Source organism: Streptomyces sp. NPDC048197 (assembly GCF_043202395.1).
Classification (GTDB): domain Bacteria; phylum Actinomycetota; class Actinomycetes; order Streptomycetales; family Streptomycetaceae; genus Streptomyces; species Streptomyces siderophoricus.
Genome location: NZ_JBIDAJ010000064.1, coordinates 1 through 25,385, shown reverse-complemented (window position 1 = coordinate 25,385; position 25,385 = coordinate 1). Strand labels below are relative to the sequence as shown.

The following is a 25,385-nucleotide window of genomic DNA, read 5'->3' as shown; positions in this document are numbered from 1 at the left end:
GCACCGCACCCAAAACACAAACGCCCGCCGCCAGGCGCAACGGCGAACAAGCCCCGCGACGGGACCGACAACTACGTACGCGGCGCCGCAAAGCGCAACGGCGAGCAACAACCGCGGCGGGACGGACAGGTACGTGGGAGGCGCCGCCAAGCGCAGCGGAACGGCGGGACGGACAGGTACGTGGGCGGAAAGCCGAGCGCAGCGGATGCGTGGGTTACGAATCCGGGGAGCGCAGTACCCGGAGGTGGCCGCGGCGGGCGACTTCCATGGGGGCGCGGTCGCCCGTAGGAGCGTCCGCGCCCGCGGCGCGTTCGCGTTCCTGGGGGCGGGCGGCCTCGCGGACCGCGTTCGCCAGGGCTTCCAGGTCGTCGCCGCTGGGGCGGGCCGGGCCGGAGTCGATGGCGAGGCGGACGACCTCCCAGCCGCGGGGCGCGGTCAGCCGCTCGGAGTGCTCGGCGCACAGGTCGTAGCAGTGCGGTTCGGCGTAGGTGGCGAGCGGTCCGAGCACGGCGGTCGAGTCCGCATAGACGTACGTCAGCGTTGCGACGGCGGGGCGGCCGCACGCAGTGCGCGAACAGCGACGTACAGGGCTCACGACGTTGGACGGTACCGCACTCTTGAGCGGGCCGCGACGACTCTCCCCCGGCTCACCCAACCGTGTCGTCCCGCTTCGTCCGATGCGTCTGACCTGCACCCGCTCGGCCCGTCCTGGGGCGGGCGGGGCGGGACGGTCGGTGTGCGGGAGGGAATACCCTCATGAGTTAGTGCATTTCCGGCCATTCGGCGGGGGTTCCGCGATCTGATGTGGGGAGGGAAACGAAAGCGATCCGGACCGGTCCGGTCAGCCTGCGACATGCCGCGTCTTGTGGCGGTCTGCGGTTTCCGGCGGTCCGTGACGGCTACGCTCGATGCTGATGGACAGGCCCGTACCTCCCCGACCGGCGGAGCCGCGGCTCCGCCGCCGCGACCGTCACGGCCGCGGCATGCGCGGTCCGATCGCGCCGCCCCAGGTGCCGCTGTCGGTGACCCGCGCGGACGCCTTCGTGGATCTCGTCTACGACTCGCGGGACCGGCTGGAGCGGCGCTGGCCGCAGCTGGCCCAGGTCGACTTCTTGGTGGTCGAGGTGCCCGGTTTTGGACCGGACGGCGGGGAGGGGCCGGTCGACGAGGAGAGCGTGCCGCTGGGGCGGGTGCTGCCGGCGGCGGGCGGACATCGCGACCGGATCGTGATCTACCGGCGGCCGGTGGAGATCCGTACGAAGAGCCGGGACGAGCGGGCGCTGCTGGTGCACGAGGTGGTCGTCGAGCAGGTCGCCGATCTGCTGGGGCTGGCTCCGGAGTCGGTGGACCCGCGCTACGGGCAGGAGTGAGGCCCGTAGCGCGGGCGCGGTGGCTCAGTCGGTGAGCAGGGACAGGTCCTGGCCGGCGGTGGGGACCACGACCGAGCCGCGGTCGTCGGGCAGCGGCTGGACGGTGAAGGCGGGGACGCCGCCCTGGGGGCGGGCGAGCATCCGGGCCGCATAGACGGGGCCACTGCCCGGTTCGGGCTCCACGGTGAGGGCGTAGCCGCCCTTGAGGCCCTGCGGGCGGGGCGGGTCGATGTCGAGGGTGGTGCCGCCCTTGACCGTGTACGTCTTGGTGACCGGGGTGCCGCCGGCGCTGCCCGCGGAGGCGGTGACCTTCACCTTGGCGTCCTTGCCCTTTTCCGGGGCGGCCAGGGACAGGGTGCTGCCCTTGGCGCCGTTGTCGGCGGCGGTGGCGCGCTTCTCCACCGGGCGGGTGGCGGGGATGAAGGCCATCTCCTGGTTGCCGCCCTTGCCGCGGGTGACCCGCAGCGCCGCCGCGACGGGGGCCTTGGCGCCGGGGTCGGTGGGGGTGAGCACCAGGGAGCCGGCCTCGCCCTTGGTGACGTCCTTGAGGTCCACCGCGGTGGTCATGCCGCTCTTGAGGTGCAGCGTCTCCAGGCCGGCCGGGGTGATCAGGCCGGTGGGGGTGGCGAGTTGCACCTTGAGGTCGGCGTCGTCGCCGCCGGGGGCGAGGGCGACCAGCCGGACGGAGGTGGCGTCCTTGGGGATGCCGGGGAGGACCACGCTCGGGGCGGGGTCGGCGGCGGGCGGCAGCCAGTCGCTGCCGAGCTTGTTGTCGGTGGCCTGGACGGCGGCGCCGACCCGGCCCTCGCGGGCGAGGACGTGCAGGGTGGCGTTGGTGGCGGGGCGGGTGGTGAGGGTGGAGAGCAGGACGGGGACGGTGGTGTGCGGGGGGACGGTGATGTCCTCGCCGGCCGAGCCGCCCAACGAGCCGTCCTTGCCGTGCAGTTCGAGGTCGACGACGGCGGGGGTGGTGTCGGGGTTGGTGAGGTGGACGTAGTCCTGGCGGTCGGGGGCGGTGCTGACGCCGGGGAACCAGAACGTGGTGTCGGGGGTGGGGCAGCTCAGCCCGAGCAGGCCGCGGCCGGCGCCGGCCGCGACGGTGGTGGTCTGCTGGACGGTCCAGCCGGGGGCGAGGGTGCCGTCGGCCGCGCCCACGAGGGCGGGGGCGTCGGCCCGGTCGGTGGTGGTGGTGACCGGCTTGCCGGCCTGCCGGAGGGGGACGACGGGCGTGGTGTCGGCGGGCGGGACGGTGGTCCGGCCGGTGTCCGCGGCCTTGGACCGGCCGCCCTTCTTCTTGCCGCCGCCGGCGCCGGCGCCGGCGCCGGCGTCCTTGACGGTCCCGGCGGGCAGCAGCTTCGCGGTGCCCTTCTTGGTGTCGGCGCCGGCCGCGGCGCCCTGGGGGACGAAGGCGGTGTAGGTGGTCTCGCCGACGTCGGAGGAGGTGGGCGGGGGGCAGAGCAGCGCGGAGCGCTGGACGGGCAGCCGCGCGGCGCCGCCGGGGGTTTTCGGGGTGCCGCCGGGGGCCGCGACGGCGGCGATGCCGGTGACGGCGGCCAGCGCGGCGGCCGCGCCGATCAGGGACGTCATGGTGCGCTTCACTGCTGGTCGCTCCCGTCACGGCGCGGCTCGGGGTAGGAGCCGGGGGGCCCGGAGTACCCCGGGTACACGGTGCCGTCGTCGTAGGGCTGTTGCTGGGGCTGCGGCGTGCCGTCCTGGTACGGCTGCTGGGCGTAGCCGTACGGGTCGTAGGCGCCGGCCTGGTAGGGGTCGCCGGGGTAGGTGCCGGTCGGCTGGTAGGGGTCCGCCTGCGGGTACTGGCCGCCGTACTGCGTGCCCTGGTACGGGTCGTAGGGCTGCTGCTCGGCAACGTGCCGGCCGGGGGCGGCCGGCCAGTCCTCGTAGGCGGGCTGCTGCGGTACGGCGGTGTAGGGGTCGCCGGTCGCGGCGGGTTCCTGGGGTGCCGCCGGGTCGGCGGGCGGGGCGGGCGGCTCGTCGCCGGTGCGGGCGCCGGGGGTGCCGGCGTCGGCCGCTTCGGGGGTGCCGGCGGCCTCGGCCTGGGCGCGCAGCCGGCGGGCCCGGCGGCCGTCGCCGGTGGCCGCGGCGGCCTGTGCGGCGGCGTCGTCCTCGGGCAGGTCGTCGTCGATCTCGCGGCGGCGGCCGGGCAGGGCGAGGACGACCAGGACGACGGCGAGCAGGCCCTGGGCCCAGAGCCACAGGGTGTGGCCGAACGGGTTCTCGTGGGTGAGGTCGAGCCGGCCGCCGTTGGAGGGCAGGGTGAAGCCCTGGGCCCAGCCGTCGACGGTGACGGGCTTGAGCGGGGTGCCGTCGAGGGTGGCCTGCCAGCCCTCGTCGGCGGCGTCGGCGAGGCGCAGCACCCGGCCGGCGGGCCCGGCGGGCAGCTTGGTGTGTGCCTCGACGGGGCCGGCGGCCACGGCCGTGGGCGCGGCGGCCTCGCCGGCGGTGGTGCCGTCCTGGGCCTGGGGCGGGACGATCGAGACCCGGGAGACCCGGCGGTCGACGCGCCACAGGGCGCTGCCGTCCTCCTGGCTGAGCCGGGTCAGGCCGGGGGTGGCGTCCAGGACGCGGCCCATTTCGCGCGGGGCACCGCTTTGGACCAGGACGTAGCGGACCGCATAGCCGCCGAGCTGGTTGGTCTGGTCGGCGCCGGAGCCGGCGACGAGGTTGGCGACGATGCTGCCGAACCGCTTGTCCTCGCCGGCCTCGGCGGCCAGGTCGGCGTCGCCGAGGCGGGCGCCGGAGCCGCGGACGAGGGTGTAGGCGACGTGGCCGGGGGTGCCGTCGAGGACGAGGGTGCGGGGCTGGTCGGCGCTGCCGGACTCCTCGGCGACGAACGCCGGGACCTGTTCGGGGCTGCGTCGTTCCAGCGGGCCGGCCGCGCCGGTGATCATCCAGCTGACCGCGGCGTAGAGCGGGGCGAGCACGGACGCCAGCGCGATCAGCACGGCGACCGGCTGCTTCCAGCCGAAGCCGAGGCTGGCCATGCGGGTGCGGATGCCCTCGGCGCCGAGCGCGGCGGCGCACAGCAGGGCCAGGCCGTAGACGAGGACGGCGGGGCCGGTCCAGCCGGAGCCGTTGCCGAGTGCGGCGAAGAGCAGGCCGGTGAGGGCGACGGCCCAGGCGGTGCGGATGGCGAGCGGGCGGGCGTCGCGCAGGGTCGCGGCGAGCGCGGCGAGGACGATGCCGAGGAGCAGCAGTCCGCCGGTGGCCTTGGGGCCGCCGGGGCTGAGTCCGACGAGGTCGAGGACGGAGGCGGAGCCGGTGCCGTAGGCGAGGCCGGCCTCCTGGAAGAAGCGGGCGGGGTGGGTCGGCAGGGACAGCGACCAGGGGGCGAGGACGACGAGCGGGGCGAGGACCACGGCCAGGAAGCGCAGCCCGTAGGCGACGAGCAGATCCCGGCTGCCGTCCAAGAGCCGCAGCACCAGCAGGCCGATGCCGAGCAGGACGGCCATCGGCCAGACCACGGGGGTGAAGGCCGTGGTGAAGGTGATCAGCAGGGCGTACGCCCAGGTGGCGCGCCAGCTGGGGCGGGTGCCGACGGGGAGCCGCAGGCCCCACGCGGCGATCGCGGCGCGCGCCATGAGGGGCAGCAGGATCGCGAGGACGGCGGTGCCCAGGCGGCCGCCGGCGAGTGCGCCGGCCGCGGCGGGCAGGAAGGCGTAGGCGATGCTGCCCCAGGCCCGCAGCAGCCGGGAGGTGACCAGCGGGCGGGAGGCGAAGTAGGCGGTGAGGCCGGCCAGCGGGACGGAGCAGACCAGCAGCAGGGTCAGCGTGAAGCCGGTGGAGCCGAGGAAGACGCTGGAGACCAGGGCGACGACGGCCAGGTAGGGCGGTGCGGCGGCGCTGTCGCCGGTGCCGACCGCGTGCCAGCTGTCGAGGTACGCCGACCACAGGTCGGAGACGCTGCCGGGGGCGGGGAGCAGGGCGCCGCCGGTGAGGGCGCCGGAGCCGAGCAGCCCGCGGCAGGCGACCAGGGAGACGAGAAGCAGGACGAGGAAGAGGACCGGGGCCGGTTTGCGGGCGATCCGCTTGAGCCGGGCGAACTGCTCGATCTCCAGGAAGTCGGCGTCGTCGCCGCCGGGCCCGGATTCGACGGCGCCGTGCCGGCCGGCGGAGGCCACGTCGGGGGCGGCCCGGCCGGCGAGGTTGCCGGCGATCTGCTCGACGGTGGCCCGGACGGTCGCGCCGGGCGGCGGGAAGAGCGGCCGCAGTTCGCTCGCTTCGACGGCGGGGCGGCCTCTGCGTTTGCGGGCGGCGAGGATCTTGCCGGGTCGCAGCAGGGTGCCGAAGAGGCCGGCGAGTTCGTCGAGGGCCTGGCCGGGGACCTTGCCGACGAGGTAGGCGAGGACCCGCAGGAGGGTGCCGAGCAGCAGCCGCAGCAGGACGTACGGCAGGATCCGGCCGCGGGTGTTGGTGAGCAGGGTGTAGACGGCGCCGGCCTTGTCGACGCGGTGCGGGTTGGCGACGGAGCGGCCGACGCAGTCGATGGGGCGGCGTTCGCGGGCGGCGGCCTCGGCGTGCCGGAGGACGGCGTCCGGGGCGACGAGGACCTGGTGGCCGGCGGCCTGGGCGCGCCAGCACAGGTCGACGTCGTCGCGCATCAGGGGCAGCCGGCGGTCGAAGCCGCCCAACTCCTCGTAGACGTCGCGGCGGATGAGCATGCCGGCGGTGGAGACCGACAGCACCGTGCGGACCTGGTCGTGCTGGCCCTGGTCCTGTTCGCGGCGGTCCAGGCCGGTCCAACGGCGGCCGCTGCGGGCGATGCTGACGCCGGCTTCGAGGAGCTGGCGGCGGTCGTACCAGCTGCGCAGCTTGGGGCCGACGATGACGGCCGAGGGGCTGGCGTCGGCGACCCGCAGCAGTTCGGCGAGGGCGTCGGGCTCGGGGGCGCAGTCGTCGTGCAGCAGCCACAGCCACTGGACCGGTTCGCCGTGCGGCAGTTCCGGCATGTCGTAGGCCTCGTCGCGCCAGGTGCGGCTGACCGGGTCCCAGCCGCTGGGGCGGCGCAGGTACGGCAGGTCGTCCGGGCCGAGCAGGGGGGCGGTGCGGACCGCCTCGTCGACGGCGGTGCCGAATCCGGAGCGGCGGGCGAGGTGCAGGACGCGTTCGTCGCCGAGGGATTCGGTGAGCAGCTGGGCGGAGTGGTCCGCGCTGCCGGTGTCGGCGCCGATGGCGTTCTGCACCGGGCGTTCCTGGCCGAGCAGGCCGCTGAGCGCGTCGGGCAGCCAGCGGGCGCCGTCGTGGGAGACGATCACGGCGGTGACGACGTGCCGGGGGAACTCTGGCGTGGCGGCTGCGTATGAGGCGGCCTGCGCCGCCGACTGGCTGTGCACGGACATCGAGGTACGGGCCCTCCGGACCCGGGAGTTCGAAGGCCCGCGGCGAAGTCGCTTTCAGGCCCCGCCCCCGGAAGACACTGCGACGGACTACGAGGCGACGCGCGCGCCCCGGTGGGCGGCGGCGCATCTCGGACGGGGCCCCACACTAATGGTTCGTGCCGGTGCCCCGACCGGGCCCGTACACAGCAGTCCGCCTCCGGCGCCCGGTGCGCTGGAGGCGGAGTGTTCGCTATGGGGGGATATGGGGAGTTGGGGCGGTGCGGCGGCGGGGTCCGTAAGACCGCGCGCCCTGGGCGGGGGTGGCTGACTCGTCACGGTCAGACGGCGGCCTTCTTGAGCCGGCGCCGCTCGCGCTCCGACAGACCGCCCCAAATGCCGAAGCGCTCGTCGTTGGCGAGGGCGTATTCGAGGCATTCGGACCGGACTTCACAGGCGAGACAGACCTTCTTCGCCTCGCGGGTGGAGCCACCCTTCTCCGGGAAGAAGGACTCGGGGTCGGTCTGGGCGCACAGTGCGCGCTCCTGCCAGCCGAGCTCCTCGTCCGCCTCCTCGACCAGCAATTCCTGGAACAGCTCGGTCATGTGCGCCCCTCGTCTGTCTTTACGTCCCCGTGATCAAGCCGTGATCGATTTCGGCTGAACGACACGAGTGAAATTACAAGTGTGGTGATCCGGGCCAGTCAAGCCGAGATCTGCTATTGAGCCTCTTATTCACTCGGCGGAACCAAGCGGATGCGGAAAGTGTTCAAATCAGTAAAAACCAGGACACTTCCCCGGGCGTACCCCCCGGCACGTCCGTGTCATCCATGGAGACGTGATCAGGCGGCGTTCGCGTTGCACCCCGCGCGCCGAAGCGGGGAAGATCACAGACGGATCACGGGACCGCAACGGCGTTTGGAGCAGCGGTTGCCGGTCGATGTCTCCGCGTCCGGGACTGCACAAACCTTTCTCCGGCCGGAGTAACCGGATGCGGTGAAAGATTCGCGGCAAACCAGACGTCCGGTTGACATTGCGCCGGGAACCCGGTCTCCTTGACCCCATGCCAGCGACTGCCGCGCCCCGACTGACCCGTGCCTACGGGTCGCTCTGCGCTGCGCAGGCCCGCTGTCGCTGTTCCAGCTGTTGATGCCACTGAGCTCCGGCTTTTCCGCTCGCACCACCCCGCAGCGCCCCGCATTTCCCGCCCGCGCCGCGCACCCCACAGGGACCGCCCGCGCCGGCCGCCCCCCTCCCCCGGCTACGGCGGGGAGGTCCCCCCAGCTCTTCCGCCGAGGAACCCGAAACCGATGAACAGCGACGTCCAGATCGCCGGCGACCCGCTCGCCGTCCCCCACCTCCTGCCGCCCGTCCCCGCGCACCCGGACACCGTCGCCGGCTTCGTAGGGCTCGCCCGCAGCATCGCCGCGGACCGCGCCGCGTGGGCCCCGCTGGTCCGCTACGACGCCACCACCCGCTGGTACCACCGGCTGCGTACGGGGCCCGGCTACGAGGTGTGGCTGCTGAGCTGGCTCCCCGGCCAGGGCAGCGGACGGCACGACCACGGGCCCTCCTCCGGCGTACTGACCCTCCTGGAAGGCGAGTTGACCGAACACGGCCCCGCCGGACCGCGCGCCCTGACCGCCGGCACCCAGAAGGTCTTCGCCCCCGGCTACGTCCACGAGGTCGTCAACGACTCCCTGACGCCCGCGGTCAGCCTGCACGTCTACTTCCCCGGTCTGACCGAAATGCCCATGCACGACGCGGCCCACTGCGCAACGGCAGCACGGGAGACCACCGGGTCCTGACGCCCGGGGCGGAGCCCCGCCTCCGGCTGACACACTGCCCACCCTCCCCCAGCTACCGCTGGGAGGTGCCCCCACCGACCACCGCCCCTCATCGAGTCCGCCTCCGGCTGACACACTGTCTTTATGCGAATCGTGGTTCTGGCCGGCGGTATCGGCGGCGCCCGCTTTCTGCGGGGACTGAAGGCAGCGGCTCCGGACGCGGACATCACCGTCATCGGCAACACCGGTGACGACATCCACCTGTTCGGCCTGAAGGTGTGTCCCGACCTCGACACCGTGATGTACACGCTCGGCGGCGGCATCAACGAGGAGCAGGGCTGGGGCCGCGCCGACGAGACCTTCCGGGTCAAGGAGGAACTGGCCGCCTACGGCGTCGGCCCCGAGTGGTTCGGCCTCGGCGACCGGGACTTCGCCACGCACATCGTGCGGACCCAGATGCTGGCCGCCGGCTACCCGCTCAGCGCCGTCACCGAAGCGCTCTGCGCGCGCTGGCAGCCCGGCGTGCGGCTGCTGCCGATGTCCGACGACCGGGTCGAGACCCACGTCGCGATCGAGGAGGACGGCGAACAGCGGGCCGTGCACTTCCAGGAGTACTGGGTGCGGCTGCGCGCCTCCGTGGACGCGCGGGCCGTCGTGCCCGTAGGCGCCGAGCAGGCCAAGCCCGCACCCGGCGTCCTGGAGGCCCTCGGGGACGCCGACGTCATCCTCTTCCCGCCGTCCAACCCCGTCGTCAGCGTCGGCACCATCCTCGCCGTGCCCGGGATCCGCGAGGCGATCGCGGACGCCGGGGTGCCGGTGATCGGGCTCTCGCCGATCGTCGGGGACGCGCCGGTGCGCGGCATGGCGGACAAGGTGCTGGCGGCGGTCGGTGTGGAGTCCACCGCGTCGGCGGTCGCCCGGCACTACGGTTCGGGGCTGCTCGACGGCTGGCTGGTCGACTCCGTCGACGCCGGCGCGGTGGCCGAGGTCGAGGCGGCCGGGATCCGCTGCCGGGCCGTACCGCTGATGATGACCGACCTGGACGCCACGGCCGCGATGGCGCGTGAGGCGCTCGCGCTGGCCGAGGAGGTCCGGGCGTGACCGGCGACGCCGGCGTACCGGCGTACCGGGTGCGGGCGCTGCCCGGGATCCCCGAGGTGCGGCCCGGCGACGACCTGGTGAAGCTGATCGCGGCCGCGGCGACCGCCGACGGCAGGTGCCAACTCGCCGACGGCGACGTGCTGTTGGTGACGTCGAAGATCGTCAGCAAGGCGGAGGGGCGGATCGTCGAGGCCACCGACCGGGAGGCGGCGATCGACCGGGAGACCGTGCGGCTGGTCGCCCGCCGCGGCCCGCTGCGGATCGTCGAGAACCGGCAGGGCCTGGTGATGGCCGCGGCCGGCGTCGACGCCTCCAACACCCCGGCCGGCACGGTCCTGTTGCTGCCCGAGGACCCGGACCGCTCGGCGCGCGCGCTGCGGGACGGGCTGCGCACCGAACTCGGCGTGGACGTCGGCGTCGTCATCAGCGACACCTCCGGGCGCCCCTGGCGCAGCGGTCTGACCGACGTCGCCATCGGGGCGGCCGGGGTGCGGGTGCTGGACGATCTGCGCGGCGGCACGGACGCGTACGGCAATCCGCTCAGCGCGACCGTGGTGGCCACCGCGGACGAACTGGCCGCGGCGGGCGACCTGGTGAAGGGCAAGGCGGCCGGGCTGCCGGTCGCCGTGGTGCGCGGGCTGGGGCACGTCGTCGAGGAGACCGGTGACGGGGCGCGGGCGATGGTGCGCGGCGCCGCGGACGACATGTTCCGGCTGGGCACCTCCGAGGCCGTACGGGAGGCGGTGACGCAACGGCGTACGGTGCGGGCCTTCACCGACGACCCGGTCGACCCGGGTGCGGTGCGGCGCGCGGTGGCCGCGGCGGTCACCGCCCCGGCGCCGCACCACACCACGCCCTGGCGGTTCGTGCTGCTGGAGTCCGCCGAGGCCCGGGAGCGGCTGCTGGACGCGATGCGGGACGCCTGGATCGCGGATCTGCGCGGCGACGGAAAGTCGGAGGAGTCCGTCGCCGAACGCGTGCGGCGCGGCGATGTGCTGCGCAACGCGCCGTATCTGGCGGTGCCGTGCATGGTGCTGGACGGCGCGCACAGCTATCCGGACGCGCGGCGCAGCGCGGCGGAGCGGGAGATGTTCGTCGTCGCCCACGGGGCGGGGATCCAGAACTTCCTGGTGGCGCTGGCGGGCGAGCGGCTGGGGTCGGCCTGGATCTCCTCGACGATGTTCTGCCGGGACGTCGTACGGGAGGTCCTCGGCCTGCCCGGCGACTGGGAGCCGATGGGGGCGGTGGCGATCGGCCGCCCGGCCGAGGAGCCGCGCCCGCGGGCGGCCCGGAGCGCGGACGACTTCGTGGTGGTGCGCTGAGGCGGGGTGCCCCCGGGAGGACCCGCCGGCCCGGCCTCAGAGGCGGGCGATGTCGCCGACCGGGAAGCGGGGGGCGCGCCGCGGCGGGGTGATCCCGGAGAGCAGGATCAGCCGGGTGGCGCGGTGCCGCTGCCCGGCGTACGGCGCGAGGAGTTCGAGCATCTCCGCGTCGGTCGTGCCGCGGCGGCCGGTGAGGGCGTAGCCGATGATCTTCGGGAGGTGCAGATCGCCGACCGTGATCGCGTCCGGGGCGCCCAGCGCGCGCTGGAGCGTCTCGGCGGCGGTCCACGGGCCGATACCGGGTATCGCCGTCAGCCGGCGGGTGGCGTCGGCCAGGTCCATCGCCGCGGCCTCCTCCATCCGGCGGGCCACCCGTACGGCGCGCAGGATCGCGGTGGAGCGCTTGGCGTCCACGCCGGCGCGGTGCCACTCCCAGGAGGGGATCAGCGCCCAGCCGCGCGGATCGGGCATCACCCGCAGCCGCTCCCAGGGGCCGGGCGCGGGCTCGCCGTGCCGCTGGAGCAGCAGGCGCCAGGCGCGGTACGCCTCGTCGCTGGTGACCTTCTGCTCCAGGATCGAGGGGATCAGCGATTCCAGGACCAGGCCGGTGCGGGCGAGCCGGACGCCGGGGTGGCGGCGGCGCGCCTCATGGACGATGCGGTGCCGGGCGGTCAGCCGCGCCGGGTCGTCGTCCTCCCCCAGCAGCCGGGGCAGCCGGTCCAGCAGCCACTCGGCGCCGGGGCCCCAGGCTTCGGCGGCCACCTCGCCGTCGGCCGGGCGGGCCGCGACGCACAGCGTGCCGGGGCCCTGGGGCGTACGGCAGGCGCGCCAGATCTCGCCGCCGCGCACCGCGAACGCCGGGTCGCCGGGGCCGCGCTGCAGCACCCCGAGGGTGCGGTGCAGGTCGTACGGGCCGGGCGGGACCCAGGTGCGGGCGGGCATGCGGCCAGATTAGGCGATGGGACCGACAGCGGGCGGGGTGCGGGCCGCGGGGCAGGGGGCAGGCCTACTGGTCGGACGAGAACCGCAGCGCCCCGGCCGGGATCTGTGCGTCGCACCAGATGCGGATGCCGTCGCGGAGTTCGTTGTCGGCGCCGATGCGGGCGCCGTCGCCGATGACCGCGCCGTCGAGCACCGTGCGGGCGCCGATGCGGGCGCCCGCGCCGATCAGGGAGTCGCGGATCACGGCGCCGGGTTCGACGACCGCGCCCTCCAGGACGGCGCTGCCGTCGAGCTCGGCGCCGGCGCCGATGACGGTGCGCGGGCCGACGACCGTACCGCCGGTGAGCTTGGCGTCCGGGGCGACCTCGGCCGTCTCCAGGACCAGGCGGTCGCCGCGGCGGCCGGGCACCGCCGGGGACGGGGCGCGGCCCAGGACCAGGTCGGCGGAGCCGCGCACGAAGGCCTGCGGGGTGCCGAGGTCCAGCCAGTACGTGGAGTCGACCATGCCCTGGAGGTGTGCGCCGTCGGCGAGCAGTCCGGGGAAGGTCTCGCGTTCGACGGAGACCGGGCGGCCGGCCGGGATGGTGTCGATGACCGACCGGTTGAAGACGTAGGCGCCGGCGTTGATCTGGTCGGTGACGATCTCCTCGGGCGTCTGCGGCTTCTCCAGGAAGGCGGTGACCCGTCCGGTGTCGTCGGTGGGGACGAGCCCGAAGGCGCGCGGGTCCTCGACGCGGGTGAGGTGCAGGGAGACGTCGGCGCCGGCGGTGCGGTGGGTGTCGACCAGGGCCTTGATGTCCAGGCCGGTGAGGATGTCGCCGTTGAAGATCAGGACCGGGTCGCCGGGGGCGGAGTGCAGACGTTCGGCGACGTTGCGGATGGCGCCGCCGGTGCCCAGCGGCTCCCGCTCGGTGACGTACTCCAGGTGCAGCCCGAGGGCCGAACCGTCGCCGAAATATGGCTCGAACACCTCGGCGAGGTAGGAGGTGGCCAGCACGATGTGCTCGACGCCGGCGGCCCGGGCGCGGGCCAGCTGGTGGGTGAGGAACGGCACACCGGCCGCCGGGACCATGGGCTTGGGCGTGTGCACCGTCAGCGGGCGCAGCCGGGTGCCCTTGCCGCCGACCAGGAGGATCGCTTCTGTCACCTGTCGTCTCTGCTTCCTGCTGGGGTCGGCCGGTCGGCGGACCAGTGTAGGCAGACGGGCCCCCGGCCGGCCCCGGCGGAGGGCCGGGCCCGGCCAGGGCGGACGCCGTGGTTCCCCACGTCGTGGTCCCCGCCGTGGTGCCACGTCATGGCCCACGTCGTGGCCCAAGTCGTGGTCGCTAAGACGTGTCTGCCGCAGGAACGGTTCAGTGGTGCCCGGTACCCCGGTCAGCGGCCCTGGAGTTGTGCGGCGGCGAGCCGGGTGGCGGCGAGTTTGTTGTAGAGGTGGTTGCCGGGGCAGTCGGTGGTGAAGCCGTCGCGGTGGCCGGAGATGACGTGCAGCGGGACCTTGGTTCCCTTGGGGTAGCGGTTGCCGCCGGTGGAGACCATCTGTGTGGTGGCGCGCGGATCGGCGTGGGACAGGCCGAGCTTCCAGGCCGTCAGGCGGGCGACCGCGTCGAGGGCGGGCCTGGGCGGTTCGGTGTCGGTGTAGGTGCCGAGGACGGCGATGCCGGTGGAGGCGTTGTTGAAGCCGAGGGTGTGGGCGCCCATGACGGGCTTGGCGACGCCGCCGGCGCGGCCCTCGTAGACCGTTCCGCACTTGTCGATGAGGAAGTTGTAGCCGATGTCCCGCCAGTGGTTGCTCTTGACGTGGAAGCGGTACATGGCGCGGATCAGCTTGGGGGCCTGGGCGCAGGTGTAGTTGTTGCCGGAGCCGCTGTGGTGGACGAAGGCGGCGCGCACCGCGTGGGTGTAGAGGAAGGACTTCTCGCGCAGTTTCTCGTTGGCGCCCCAGCCGGCCCGGGTGACGATGCGGGGGCGCGGTCCGACGTAGGTGGGGCCGGTGGGCCGGCCGCCGGCTGCGGCGATGTCGGCCTGGGACGCGGCGCGGTCGAGGGCGGGGATCTCGGTGGCGCCGACCGGGGCGAGGGCGGCGTTGGCGGCGGAGGCCGCGGTGGCGTCGGGGCCGAGCGGGGACGGCGGGCCCTGGATGCCGCGGCGGGCGGGTGGTGCGCTGCCGGGGTCGACGAGTTCGAGGCGCAGTCCGCGCGGGACGGCGACCGGGGCGCGGTTGCGGGTCTGCGGGGTGATGCGCAGCTGGACGGCGTCGGAGTCGCCGACCCACAGGGGCGCGGTGCTGCCGCGGACGTCGCTGCCGTGGCGTTCGGCGGCGTCGAGGTCGGGGGCGTCGTCGTTGTGGGTCTGGACGTCCTGCCAGCCGCTCCAGGCGCCGGTGCGGGTGGCGCGGGTGCGGACCTGGACCCGGCCGTGGAGTGCGGCGCCGGCGTCCTCCCAGACGACGCCGAGCAGGGAGAACGGCCGTACGCTGCGGGCCGGCAGGCCGAGGGTGCGGGGGGCCGGCGCGGCGGCGGTGTCACGGTCGGTGGGGCGGGGCGCGCCGGTGCCGAGGGCCGTGACCGGCAGGGACTGGGTGCTGCCCGGGAGGTCGGCGGTGCGCGCCGCGGCGGGCCCGGGTGGCCGGCCGGCGGCACCGGCGTCCGGCGCGAAGGGCAGGGCGAGGGCGGCGGTGCACGCCGCGCCGAGACAGCTCGCGAGGAAGGGGCGCATGGACAGCATCGTGAACACGGGCGGAGGGAACGCGCCAACGGTGGCCTGACGGGGCATCGGCCGATCCGGTGGCCCGGGCCGGCCGGGCCCGACCCACCGTCAGCGGCCGCCGCGCGTACCCTGGCCGCGATGAACGCCATCGATCGCACCCCCGCCGACCTGCTGGGTTCCGCGCTCGCCGCGGACCCGGCCCGCCCGCTGGTGACCTTCTACGACGACGCCACCGGCGAGCGCGTGGAACTGTCCGTCGCGACCTTCGCCAATTGGGTGGCCAAGACCGCCAACTATCTGCAGGGCGATCTGGGCGCCGAGCCCGGTGACCGGCTCGCGCTGCTGCTGCCCGCCCACTGGCAGACCGCCGTCTGGCTGCTGGCGTGTTCGGCGGTGGGTGTGGTGGCGGAGGTCGGCGGGGATCCGGCGGCCGCCGATCTGGTGGTGGCCGGGCCGGACCGGCTGGCCGAGGCGCGGGCCTGTTCCGGGGAGCGGGTGGCGCTGGCGCTGCGCCCGCTGGGCGGGCGTTTCCCGCAGCCGCCGGAGGGGTTCGCCGACTACGCGGTGGAGGTGCCGGGGCAGGGCGACCGGTTCGTGCCGTTCGTCCCGGTGGTGGCGGATGCGGTGGCGCTGGTGGTGGCCGGCGAGGAGCTGACCGGTGCCCAGGTCGTGGACCGGGCGCGGGCCGATGCGGCCGCGGCCGGGCTGCCCGCGGCGCCCCGGGTGCTGTCGGGGCTGCCGTACGACACCTGGGAGGGCCTGTCGTACGGGCTGTACGGGCCGCTGGCGGCCGGCGGCTCGGTGGTGCTCTGCCGGCACCTGGGCCGGCTGGCCGAGGAGGCCGAGGAGGCGCGGGAGACCAGCGAGAAGATCACGTTCCGGGCGCCGCGGGCGGCCGGGTAGGGGTGTCGCGTGGGGCCGGCCCGGGTGCTTCCCGGGCCGCTCCCCCGTCCGGCGGACCGTGGGCGCCCAGCGCAGGCCCGGGCGCCGGTTTCCGTTCATGCTCGTGAGATACGTACGGCCCGGCGCGGGTTCCGTCCGTCCGTCGTGACGCGGTGCCCGCGCGCGGGCGCTACGCCGACTCCGTGAGGATGGACGCAGAGGTGACCGAGACCCCTGAGCCGCCCAGGTTCACCGGCTGGGCCGAGCGCCCGGGCAGGGGGCCGGGGCCGCGGCGCACCCCGCCGGACCGGCGCTGGCGGCGCCGGCTGGCGCTCGGCGCGGCCGGGGTGCTGCTGGCCGGGGCGGGGGCCGGCGGGGTGGTCTACGCCAAGCTCAACGGCAACATCCACACCGACGGCGACGTCGAGGCCGAGCTGCGCAAGTGGGAGTCGGAGCGGCCGCCGGCGGGCCCGCCGAACGCACAGAACCTGCTGTTGATCGGTTCCGACAGCCGCACCGGCGGCAACAGCGCGTACGGCCGGAGCAGCGGCCAGCGGTCGGACACCACGATGCTGCTGCACCTGGCGGCGGACCGGAAGAGCGCCACCGCGGTGAGCATCCCGCGGGACCTGGTGGTGCAGGTGCCGCACTGCAAGGGGGCCGACGGCCGGGAGACCGGTCCGCAGACCACCCAGTTCAACTCGGCGTTCGCGTACGGCGGGGCGGCCTGCACGATCCGGACGGTGGAGAAGCTGACCCGGATCCGGATCGACCACTACATGATCATCGATTTCGTGGGTTTCAAGCGGATGGTGGACGCGGTGGGCGGGGTCGAGGTCTGTCTGCCGCGGCCGGTCCGGGACGACGAGGCGCACCTCAGGCTGCCCGCGGGCCGGCAGACGCTGCAGGGCGAGGCCGCGCTCGGGTACGTGCGGGCACGGAAGAGCCTGGGGGACGGAAGTGACACCGAGCGCATGGAGCGCCAACAACGATTTCTTGGTGCTCTCGTGAAGAAAGTGCAGAGCAATGGTGTCCTGCTGAATCCGACCCGGCTGTATCCGGTTCTGGATGCCGCGACGAGTTCGCTGACCACGGACGGCGGGCTGGCTTCGCTGCGCGGGCTGTACGAATTGGTGCGCAGCACTCGTGGCATTCCGACCGGCCGGGTGCAGTTCCTGACCGTGCCGCGCCGGGAGTACCGCCTCGATCCCAACCGCGACGAGCTGGTGGAACCGGATGCCGGCCGGCTCTTCGGGCGGCTGGGCAGGGATCTTCCGGTGACCGTGCGGCCGGCGCCGGGCGGTGCACAGCGGCCGGCCCGGTCCGGGGGCGGGGCACCGGGCGGCGGGGCGCCGGACGACAAGCCGGGCCCCGGACCCTCGCCTTCGGCGGGTTCAGGGCCTACCTTTCCCGGTACGACGGCGGAGCGCGGGATCTGCGAATAAAGATGCCGCAAAGTACGCTCGGCGACTCGAATGGATTGGGCGGATTGCCCAGTTGTAGGGAAGTGGAATTTGTCACGCGCGTCGCGTGGCGCTGAACTGGGCGGATAGTGTGAGCGATCCGGTCCGCACATTGCCGGACCGATGACCATGCACCTTTGACCATGCACTGCACGATCGACCTACCCGAGCGCCTTGAGGGGATGGCGCCGCGTGGCACCGACGGAGGATTCAAGGCACCGTGGACGCGCAAGGCCGTGGGCAGGCGGGCGACAACAACGTGGATCCCGCCGATCAGTGGGTGTTCGATCCGGACACCGGCAATTACGAGCTGCGGCTTGACCCGGCCGGTCAAGCCCCCGCCCGGCCCTCCAACCCCAAGGCCCCCGGGTCCAGACGCGCCGCGCGGCGGCCGGGTGCCGGGGACGACACCGACACCCGGCCGCTGCCGACCCAGCGCGGGCGCCGTGGTGAGCGGGCCGAGGACGGTGCGGACGGGCGTCCGGCCGGCGGCCGGGCAGCAGCACGGCGGGCGGCCGGGCGTACCGCGACCGGCTCGCCCTCGGTGGCGGGTCCGGCGAGCCGCCGCAAGCGCAAGCCGAAGGCGTCCGGGAAGAAGAAGGCGCTGTACTGGACGGCCGGCGTGGTCGGTTTCGTCCTGGTCGCCGGCTGCGGCGGCGCGTACTACCTGTACCAGCAGCTGGACGGGAACATCTCCAAGGTCGACGTCGGCGTGGAGAACCCGGCGGTGTCCGACGGCCCGGTCAACGTGCTGATCATCGGGACGGACGCCCGCTCCGGCAAGGGCAACTCCGGCTACGGCGACGCCGGGAGCGTCGGGCACGCGGACACCACGCTGCTGATGCACATCTCCAAGGACCGGTCGAACGCCACCGCGCTGAGCATCCCGCGCGACCTGATCACCGACATCCCGAACTGCACGACGAAGGGGAAGGACGGCTCGAAGAAGGTCATCCCCGGCGAGCACGGCGTGCGCTTCAACACCAGTCTGGGCCAGGAGGACCGGGACCCCGGCTGCACCTGGCGCACCGTCGAGAAGCTCACCGGCCTGAAGATCGACCACTTCATGATGGCCGACTTCAACGCGGTCAAGGAGCTGTCCGAGGCGGTGGACGGCGTCGAGGTCTGCGCCGGCAAGGACATCGACGACCCCAAGTCGCACCTGCACCTGAAGGCCGGCCGGCACACCGTCAAGGGCGAGCAGGCGCTGGCGTTCGTCCGCACCCGGCACGCCGTGGGGACCGGCAGCGACCTCAGCCGCATCCAGTTGCAGCAGCAGTTCCTCAGTTCACTGATCCGCAAGCTGAAGTCGAGCGCCTTCTCCAGCCCCGGCAAGCTCTACGACGTCAGCCAGGCGGCGACCCGGGCCCTCACCGTCGACACGGGTATCGGCACGGTGAGCAAGATGCTGGACTTCGGGAACGACCTGAAGCGGGTCAACATCGACAAGATCACCTTCGCCACGGTGCCGGTGCTGGACAACCCCAACGACCCGGCGACCGTCATCCTGGACAAGGCGAAGGCGGACCCGCTGTTCGCGATGGTCCGGGCCGACCACCAGCTGGCCAAGAAGCACAAGAGCAAGAAGAGTTCCGGGCCGGTCAAGAAGGCCCCGCCGCAGCTGGTGCGGGTCGATGTGACCAACGGCGGCGGGCCGATCGGCTCGGCCCAGGAGACCGTGGACTGGCTGCAGAACACCAAGGGCGCCCGGCTCTCCACCAACGCCGGCAACGCCCCGCAGAAGCTGGCCGCCACGCGTCTGGAGTACGCGCCCAACCAGGCCGACCAGGCTGCCGCACTGGCCGACTGGATGGGCCTGCCCAAGAGCGCGCTGAAGAAGTCCGGGCAGGACGCCGGTGACCGGGTCCCGATGAAGCTGATCCTCGGCAAGGACTTCAAGGCACCGGGCACACCGATCGCGGCGCCGACCGAAACCCCGGACGGGGTGCAGAACGTCAACGCGGACGACAAGAACGTCTGCGCGAAGTAACGAGCGGGACCCGGCCGCCCTGCACGGCGGCCGGGGCGCACCACCGGACTGACAACGGGGAGAGGGCCCAATGCGGCAGAGCAGTGTGCGTGGTGACCGATCACGCCGGCGACGACAGCCGGACGCACAGGAGTTGGGCTGGGACGACAGCCTCTACGACAACAAGGGGCTGCCTCCGGACGCGCCCGGCTGGACGCCGCCGGAGGGCGGCGAGGTGCCGCCCGGCGACGAGGACGGGCCCGAGGCGGGCGCCGGCCACCGCAAGGGCGGCCGGCCGCGCCGCAAGAAGGGCGGCAAGGGCCGCAAGGTGCTCCGCTGGACCGCGATATCCCTCGCCGTCCTGACAGTGGGCACCGCGGGCGCCGGCTACTGGTACTACGAGCACCTCAACGCCAACCTCCGCAAGGCCCCGCGGTCCCTGGGCGACAGCGGCCTGAAGAAGCCGGACCCCAATGCGTTCGGGCAGACCCCGCTGAACATCCTGCTGCTCGGCTCCGACGGCCGGAACAGCAAGAAGAACATCGAGCTCGGCGGCGCCCGGCAGGACGCGGACCGCAAGCCGCTGGCCGACGTCCAGATGCTGGTGCACGTCTCCGCCGACCGCAGCAACATGTCGGTGATCTCCATCCCGCGGGACACCCGGGTGACGATCCCGAAGTGCACCGATCCGAAGACCCACGAGAAGTACCCGCAGACCACCGCGCCGATCAACGAGTCGCTCCAGCACGGCGGTCCGGGCTGCACCCTCGCCACCTGGCAGGAGCTCACCGGCATCTACATCGACCACTTCATGATGGTCGACTTCTCCGGTGTGGTGGACATGGCGGACGCCATCGGCGGCGTCCCGGTCTGCGTGCGGGCCAACATCTACTCGCACGACAGCAAGGGCCACGGCAGCGGCCTGCGGCTCACCAAGGGCACCCACCCCGTCAAGGGCGTGCAGGCGCTGCAGTGGCTGCGCACCCGTTACGGCTTCGAGGACAACACCGACATCGGCCGGGCCAAGGCCCAGCACATGTACATGAACTCGATGATCCGGCAGCTGAAGAAGGGCACCAAGCTCTCCGACCCGGGCCAGCTGCGCGACCTCGCGGAGGCCGCGACCAAGGCGCTGACCGTCGACGACGGGCTGGACACCGTCAAGAAGCTCTACGACCTGGGCGGTGACCTCAGCCGGGTGCCGACCAAGCGCACCACGATGATCACCATGCCGTGGCAGTACGGCCCCGGTGAGCGCTACGTCGTGCCCAAGCCCGGCGACGCGGACGCGACGTTCGCGATGCTGCGCAACGACACCGCGCTCGACGGCAAGGACACCAGGAAGAAGCCGGCGCCCGACCCGAAGCCGTCAACTCCCAAGGACCAGCTGAAGGTTGTCGTGCAGAACGGCACCAACAGCACGGTGACCGGTCCGGCCTCCGGCCGCGCCTCCGACATCCAGCAGCAGCTGGCCGGGCTCGGCTACGCCGCGGCCGGCACCACCACCGTCCTCACCAGCCAGGCCGACACCACCCTGACGTACCACGGCACGGACCGGCGCGGCGATGCGCTGGCCGTCGCCAAGGCGCTCGGGCTGCCCAAGAGCGCGGTGCGGGAGTCGAGTTCGGTGACCGGGCTGCAGCTGGTGGTCGGCAACGACTGGCGGGCGGGCACGACGTACCCGAAGACGTCCGGCAACGACAAGCCCGCCGACAAGGCACCCGCCAGCGCGGACGCCCAGAACGGCGAGTCCAAGGGCTGCATGAAGGTGAACCCGGACTACACGTTCTAGGGCTGCGAAGCCCTGCGACATGCGAGCGGCCGCCGCTTTGCCGGACCCGGTCCGGTGGGGCGGCGGCCGTTGCCGTCGTGCCGTCGGCCGGGGTCAGTCCGTGCGCGTCGCCGCCGGGGCGACGACCGCCGGGCGGCGGCTGGCGATGACCTTCCTGGCCAGCGAGCGGGGGCTGGTCAGGAAGCCGAAGCCCCAGGACATGTGCATGGTGGCCAGCGCCACGGGGATCTGGGCGCGGGCCTTCAGGGAGAGCCCCTTGCCGGCGGGCAGCGAGCCCGCGGTGATGGCCGCCAGATAGCCGGCCGGGACGACGAAGCCCCACGGGGTGACGGCGGCGCCGACCACCAGACCGGCCGCGATCGCGGCGACCGCGGTCGGCGGGGCGAGGTAGCGCAGGTTGATCGAGCCGGCGTGGTAGCGGGCCACGACGTGGCGCCACTTGCCGTAGTCCTTGTACTGCTTCGCCAGCGCCTTGATGCTCGGCCGGGGGCGGTACTGGACCTTCAGCTCGGGCGAGAACCAGATCTGGCCGCCGGCCTCGCGGATGCGGAAGTTCAGCTCCCAGTCCTGGGCGCGGATGAACTCCTCGTTGTAGCCGCCCTGCTGTTCGAGGGCGTCGCGGCGGAAGACGCCGAGGTAGACGGTTTCGGCGGGGCCCGCCTCGCCGCCCGTGTGGAAGGCGGCGTTGCCGACGCCGATCCGGGAGGTCATCGCGGCGGCCACCGCGTCCTCCCAGGCGTTCTCACCCTCGGCGTGCATGATCCCGCCGACGTTCGCGGCGCCGGTCTCCGCAAGGAGGCGGACGGCGGTGGCGATGTAGTTGCGGGAGAGCATGCCGTGACCGTCGACCCGGACCACGATCGGGTGCCGGGACGCCTTGATCGCGGCGTTCAGGGCGGCGGGGGTGCGACCGGTCGGGTTGGGCACGGTGTGCACCCGGGGGTCCTCGGCCACCAGCTCGGCGGCGATCTCGTCGGTGCGGTCCGTGGAGGGGCCCAGAGCGATCACCACCTCCATCTCGCCGGCGTACTCCTGCTCCAGGATGTGCCGGACCGAATTGCGCAGGTGACGTTCCTCATCGAGCACCGGCATGATCACGGAGACGGCCGGGGGCGGCTGCTGCGGCATGGTTCCTCGCGGGTACGGCCCGTGGCGGAGCCGCCGGGGACGGCAGCGCCCACCGGGAGACTGCAGAATCGCACCTCACGTTACCGCGAATGGCGGACTGCCCCGGACGCAGCCGGGTGGCCGGCCGGCCGATGCCCGGCGTGTGGCGCTTTGCAGCAGATCGTATGGACCTACGGTGTTCTCGCCGGTTCCGTCCGTACCGCGGAGGTGTCCCCCGTGACCGCGCCGTTCCGCTCCGCCCGCCGGGCCGACCGCTCCGGCGCGCACCGCCGCCCGGCGGGCCCGCGCTGGGGGCTGCGGATCGGCGCGGCCACGTCCCTGCTGCTGCTGTCGGCGAGCGGGGTCGGGCACGCCATGGTCACCGGCGTCGAGACCGGCATCGGCCGGGTGGACGCCTTCCAGGGGATGAGCAACCGGCCCGGCGGCGGCGACGGGCTCAACTTCCTGGTCGTCGGCACGGACGGGCGCGACAAGCTCACCCAGGAGGAGAAGGAGAAGTACCACCTGGGCGGCCAGCCGTGCCACTGCACGGACACCCTGATGCTGGTGCACCTCTCGGCCGACCGGGACCGCGCCAGCATCGTCAGCCTGCCCCGGGACTCCTACGCCGAGGTGCCCGCCCATACGGACGCGGCCACCGGCCGGGCCCGCGCCGCACATCCGATCAAGCTGAACGCGGCCTACGCCGAGGGCGGCCCCAATCTGACCGTGCGGACCGTCGAGCACATGACGGGCGTGCACATCGACCACTACCTGGAGGTCGACTTCACCAGCTTCATGCGGACCGTGGACGCGGTCGGCGGGGTGGAGATCTGCACCGTACGGCCGCTGCGCGACAGCTACACCGGGCTGGACCTGCCGGTGGGAAAGGCGCAGCTCAACGGCGGCCAGGCCCTGCAGTACGTGCGCTCGCGGCATATCGACGGCTCCGCGGACCTCGGCCGGATGCAGCGCCAGCAGCGCTTCCTGGCCGCCCTGATCCACAAGATCACCTCCTCCGGGGTGCTGATGAACCCGATCCGCTTCAAGGACGTCGCCGACACGATGCTGGCGTCCGTCCGCGCGGACCCCGGGTTCGAGGCGAACGACCTGGTCGACCTCGGGCAGGCGATGCGCGGCTTCACCCCGTCGTCGTCCGAATTCACCTCCGTCCCGCTGGGCGATGTGGCGCAGCCGGTGCCGGGCGTCGGCTCGACCGTGCGGTGGGACCCGGTGCGGGCACCGAAGCTCTTCGAGGCGATCCGCGAGGACCGGCCGCTGGCGGTGCACCGGGACCGACACCGGTCGCGCGCCGCGGTGGTGGACGTGCCGCCGGGCCGGGTGCAGGTGCAGGTATACAACGGCAGCGACCGCGCGGGTCCGGCCACGTCGGTGGCCCGGGAACTGCACGCCACCGGGTTCACGACGGTCGGCACCCCGGGCAACTCCACGCTCGGCCGGTCGGCCCGAACCGTCATCGCCTACGACCCGCGCTGGGACCGCTCGGCCCGCTCGCTGGCCGCCGCGCTGCCGGGCGCCGAGCTGCGGCCGGTGACCGGGCAGGGGCCGGTGATGCGGGTGACGGTGGGGCAGGACCACCAGGCGGTGCACCGGGTGCGGGCCGAGGAGCCGGCGCCGCCGGCGGGCGCGGTGGCGGCCGTCACCGGCGACCAGGCGGTGTGTCCATGAGCGAGCGAAGCGAGGCCCCGGCATGAGTGTCCCCGCGCCCCGCCGCACCCCGGCCGCACCGCCCGCGCGCCGCCCGGACGCCCGCCGCCGGGTCCGCCGCGCGTTCGTCGCGGCGGCCGCGCTGTGCCTGGTCGCGGCGACCGCCGCCGCGGCACCGCCGGCGCCCGCCGCCCCGACCGGCTGCGGGGACCTGGTCCGCGGCCAGCTGTGCCTGCGCGGCCCGGTGGGCTCCGACGGGACGTACACCGCCACCTACCGGCGGCAGGGCGCGGCGGCCGGCCTGCCGGAGATCTCGGTACGGCTGGGCTACCAGCGCAAGAACACCCGGATCACGGCGTTCCCCGGCTGGTTCGGCACCCGGCGCACCCGGCACGGCGCGGTCACGCTGAGCGGCCGGGTGGAGATGCTCGCGGACGAGTGCATCCGCGGCGTCATGGAGCACGCGGAAACGGTCTACGTCACCAAGTGGAGCTGCGGCTGACGCCCGCCGGGCGCCACGGACCTACTCGGAAAGGTGCACCTCGTGTGGCAGGTTGTGCTGGGCATCACCCCCACCACGGTGGTGCTGTTCCTGCTCGCGGCGCTGGCGCTGGCGGCGGGCCTCGCCCTGTGGACCGCGCTGGCCCCGGCCGGCCCCGCGCCCCACACCACCGCGCGGGTGCTGCTGGCCGGCTGGCTGCTGCTGCTCCTGGTGGCCACGCTGGCGCCGGCCCAGCCGATCGGCTCGGGGGACGCGACGGTGTGGTGGCGGCCCGGCGAGGGGCTCTTCGAACTGGGCGCCCGGATGGAGCCCGGGGAGCTGGCGATGCTGGTACGGCGGCAGACCGCCAACGCGGCGCTGTTCGTCCCGGTGCCGCTGCTGCTGCGGTTCGCCGTGCCACGGGTCCCGGCGGCGCTGGCGTTCCTGCTGGGGGTCGGGCTGTCCCTGGTGATCGAGACGGCACAGCTGCTGATGCGGGCCGGCCGGATCGCCGACATCGACGACGTGCTGTGCGCGGCGGTCGGCACCGTGATCGGGGCGGGACTGGCAATGCTGGGGCAGCTGGCGGTGGCCGTTATGCGTCGTCGAGGCCTTCCGCGGCGCGCCGTTCGCGCAGCTCCTTGATGGCGCGGCGCCGGGCGAGCCGGTGCGTGCGGCGGATCTGCGCCTCCTGGTAGCGGCGCTTGTCCCGCTCGGTCTCGGGGATCACCGGCGGCACGGAGCGTGGCTTGCCGTGTTCGTCGACGGCCGCGAAGACGAGGTAGGCGGAGCCGACCTGCTGGGGCGGGCTGGACTCGTTCCAGCGCTCGGCCAGGACCCGTACGCCGACCTCCATGGACGAGCGGCCGGTCCAGTTGACCTGGGCGCGGACGTGGACGAGGTCCCCGATCCGGACCGGCTCCAGGAACGCCATCTCGTCCATCGAGGCGGTCACCGCCGGCCCCCCGGAGTGCCGCCCGGCCACCGCGCCCGCGGCGTCGTCGACCAGTTTCATGATCACGCCACCGTGCACCGTCCCGAGGAGGTTCGTGTCGCCGGCCGTCATGATGTGGCTGAGCGTGATGCGGGACACGGAGGTGGGCTTGCCCACCGGTTCACCGTCGGTGACGCGTTCATTCATGCGCCCAAGCCTAAGCGGCGGGCTTCCCACGTAGCTGGCCGTCCCGCCGTGGGGGTTGCCCTTGCGCTTTGCGGCGCCCCCGCACGTAGCTCGCCGTCCCGCCGTCGGGGTTGCCGCCGTTGCGCTTTGCGGCGCCCGGCTCGTACCCGTCTGCGGCGGCGCGGGTCGTCTCGTCGTTGCGCTTTGCGGCGCCCCCTACGTACTTGGCCGTCCCGCCGTTGTTGCTTCTCGCCGTTGCGCCTGCGGCGGGCTGGGTGGGTGTCGGGTGCGGTGACGGACCTCCGGGGCCGGTTGTGTGGACTGCTGACGCTTTACGTCCACA

General features: G+C 73.8%; 20 protein-coding genes. 11 read left to right on the top strand and 9 right to left on the bottom strand.

The window, feature by feature from the left end; translation table 11 throughout:
* Positions 1-214: 214 nt before the first annotated feature.
* Positions 215-655 carry a DUF3499 domain-containing protein gene (locus ACGF4C_RS38535; RefSeq protein WP_393573200.1) on the bottom strand — a complete coding sequence of 147 codons (441 nt, stop codon included), beginning with the start codon at positions 653-655 and terminating at the stop codon, positions 215-217.
* Between the two features lie 259 nt (positions 656-914).
* Between ACGF4C_RS38535 and ACGF4C_RS38530 the strand changes: the two genes are divergently transcribed.
* Positions 915-1,370, top strand: coding sequence for a metallopeptidase family protein (locus ACGF4C_RS38530; RefSeq protein WP_030416046.1), 456 nt, complete (start codon positions 915-917; stop codon positions 1,368-1,370).
* Between the two features lie 24 nt (positions 1,371-1,394).
* Here ACGF4C_RS38530 and ACGF4C_RS38525 read toward each other — a convergent pair whose 3' ends face one another.
* From ACGF4C_RS38525 to ACGF4C_RS38515, 3 genes are all read right to left on the bottom strand, one after another.
* Positions 1,395-2,969, bottom strand: a complete 1,575-nt coding sequence (locus tag ACGF4C_RS38525) for a DUF5719 family protein (protein ID WP_393573198.1) — start codon at positions 2,967-2,969, stop codon at positions 1,395-1,397.
* Complete coding sequence (locus tag ACGF4C_RS38520) at positions 2,966-6,727, bottom strand: glycosyltransferase (protein ID WP_393573196.1); 3,762 nt, start codon at positions 6,725-6,727, stop codon at positions 2,966-2,968. Before ACGF4C_RS38520 ends, ACGF4C_RS38525 begins: the two co-directional genes overlap by 4 nt.
* A 317-nt stretch (positions 6,728-7,044) precedes the next feature.
* Positions 7,045-7,308 (bottom strand): WhiB family transcriptional regulator, encoded by a 264-nt coding sequence (locus ACGF4C_RS38515; protein ID WP_003983763.1) that lies wholly within the window; start codon positions 7,306-7,308, stop codon positions 7,045-7,047.
* 704 nt (positions 7,309-8,012) lie between these two features.
* On the opposite strand from ACGF4C_RS38515, the gene ACGF4C_RS38510 reads away from it, so the two are divergent.
* The 3 genes from ACGF4C_RS38510 to ACGF4C_RS38500 all read left to right on the top strand — a co-directional run bounded on the left by ACGF4C_RS38510 (position 8,013) and on the right by ACGF4C_RS38500 (position 10,912).
* Positions 8,013-8,510: a cysteine dioxygenase gene (locus ACGF4C_RS38510; RefSeq protein WP_393573193.1), complete on the top strand. Its 498-nt coding sequence runs from the start codon at positions 8,013-8,015 to the stop codon at positions 8,508-8,510.
* 123 nt (positions 8,511-8,633) lie between these two features.
* Positions 8,634-9,590 carry a 2-phospho-L-lactate transferase gene (gene cofD, locus ACGF4C_RS38505; protein WP_393573191.1) on the top strand — a complete coding sequence of 319 codons (957 nt, stop codon included), beginning with the start codon at positions 8,634-8,636 and terminating at the stop codon, positions 9,588-9,590.
* A complete protein-coding gene (locus ACGF4C_RS38500) occupies positions 9,587-10,912 on the top strand; it encodes a coenzyme F420-0:L-glutamate ligase (protein WP_393573189.1) in 1,326 nt (441 codons plus the stop codon). Before cofD ends, ACGF4C_RS38500 begins: the two co-directional genes overlap by 4 nt.
* Positions 10,913-10,948: 36 nt before the next feature.
* On the opposite strand, the gene ACGF4C_RS38495 is transcribed toward ACGF4C_RS38500, so the two are convergent.
* The 3 genes from ACGF4C_RS38495 to ACGF4C_RS38485 all read right to left on the bottom strand — a co-directional run bounded on the left by ACGF4C_RS38495 (position 10,949) and on the right by ACGF4C_RS38485 (position 14,569).
* On the bottom strand, positions 10,949-11,854 hold the full coding sequence (locus ACGF4C_RS38495; RefSeq protein ID WP_393573187.1) for a DNA-3-methyladenine glycosylase family protein: 906 nt from the start codon (positions 11,852-11,854) through the stop codon (positions 10,949-10,951).
* 64 nt (positions 11,855-11,918) lie between these two features.
* Positions 11,919-13,001, bottom strand: a complete 1,083-nt coding sequence (locus tag ACGF4C_RS38490; protein WP_393573185.1) for a sugar phosphate nucleotidyltransferase — start codon at positions 12,999-13,001, stop codon at positions 11,919-11,921.
* Positions 13,002-13,228: 227 nt separating this feature from the next.
* Entirely contained in the window at positions 13,229-14,569 is a 1,341-nt protein-coding gene (locus tag ACGF4C_RS38485; RefSeq protein WP_393573202.1) for a peptidoglycan recognition protein, read from the bottom strand.
* Between the two features lie 129 nt (positions 14,570-14,698).
* Here ACGF4C_RS38485 and ACGF4C_RS38480 point away from each other — a divergent pair, with 129 nt between their 5' ends.
* The 4 genes from ACGF4C_RS38480 to ACGF4C_RS38465 all read left to right on the top strand — a co-directional run bounded on the left by ACGF4C_RS38480 (position 14,699) and on the right by ACGF4C_RS38465 (position 20,666).
* On the top strand, positions 14,699-15,463 hold the full coding sequence (locus tag ACGF4C_RS38480; protein WP_393573183.1) for a TIGR03089 family protein: 765 nt from the start codon (positions 14,699-14,701) through the stop codon (positions 15,461-15,463).
* A gap of 200 nt (positions 15,464-15,663) precedes the next feature.
* Positions 15,664-16,887 (top strand): LCP family protein, encoded by a 1,224-nt coding sequence (locus tag ACGF4C_RS38475; RefSeq protein ID WP_393573181.1) that lies wholly within the window; start codon positions 15,664-15,666, stop codon positions 16,885-16,887.
* Between the two features lie 238 nt (positions 16,888-17,125).
* On the top strand, positions 17,126-18,895 hold the full coding sequence (locus ACGF4C_RS38470; protein ID WP_393573179.1) for an LCP family protein: 1,770 nt from the start codon (positions 17,126-17,128) through the stop codon (positions 18,893-18,895).
* Positions 18,896-18,965: 70 nt separating this feature from the next.
* On the top strand, positions 18,966-20,666 hold the full coding sequence (locus ACGF4C_RS38465) for an LCP family protein (RefSeq protein WP_393573177.1): 1,701 nt from the start codon (positions 18,966-18,968) through the stop codon (positions 20,664-20,666).
* 93 nt (positions 20,667-20,759) lie between these two features.
* Here ACGF4C_RS38465 and ACGF4C_RS38460 read toward each other — a convergent pair whose 3' ends face one another.
* Positions 20,760-21,794, bottom strand: a complete 1,035-nt coding sequence (locus ACGF4C_RS38460) for a glycosyltransferase family 2 protein (protein ID WP_393573175.1) — start codon at positions 21,792-21,794, stop codon at positions 20,760-20,762.
* A 216-nt stretch (positions 21,795-22,010) separates the two neighbouring features.
* On the opposite strand from ACGF4C_RS38460, the gene ACGF4C_RS38455 reads away from it, so the two are divergent.
* Genes ACGF4C_RS38455 through ACGF4C_RS38445 form a run of 3 tightly spaced genes read left to right on the top strand, consistent with a single transcriptional unit; the run spans position 22,011 to position 24,567 of the window.
* Positions 22,011-23,462, top strand: a complete 1,452-nt coding sequence (locus tag ACGF4C_RS38455; RefSeq protein WP_393573173.1) for an LCP family protein — start codon at positions 22,011-22,013, stop codon at positions 23,460-23,462.
* 22 nt (positions 23,463-23,484) lie between these two features.
* Entirely contained in the window at positions 23,485-23,943 is a 459-nt protein-coding gene (locus ACGF4C_RS38450) for a hypothetical protein (RefSeq protein WP_393573171.1), read from the top strand.
* 42 nt (positions 23,944-23,985) lie between these two features.
* Positions 23,986-24,567, top strand: a complete 582-nt coding sequence (locus ACGF4C_RS38445) for a VanZ family protein (RefSeq protein ID WP_393573169.1) — start codon at positions 23,986-23,988, stop codon at positions 24,565-24,567.
* Here ACGF4C_RS38445 and ACGF4C_RS38440 read toward each other — a convergent pair.
* Entirely contained in the window at positions 24,518-25,063 is a 546-nt protein-coding gene (locus ACGF4C_RS38440) for an acyl-CoA thioesterase (RefSeq protein WP_030416063.1), read from the bottom strand. The two genes, ACGF4C_RS38445 and ACGF4C_RS38440, sit on opposite strands and share 50 nt — an antisense overlap.
* Between the last annotated feature and the right edge of the window lie 322 nt (positions 25,064-25,385).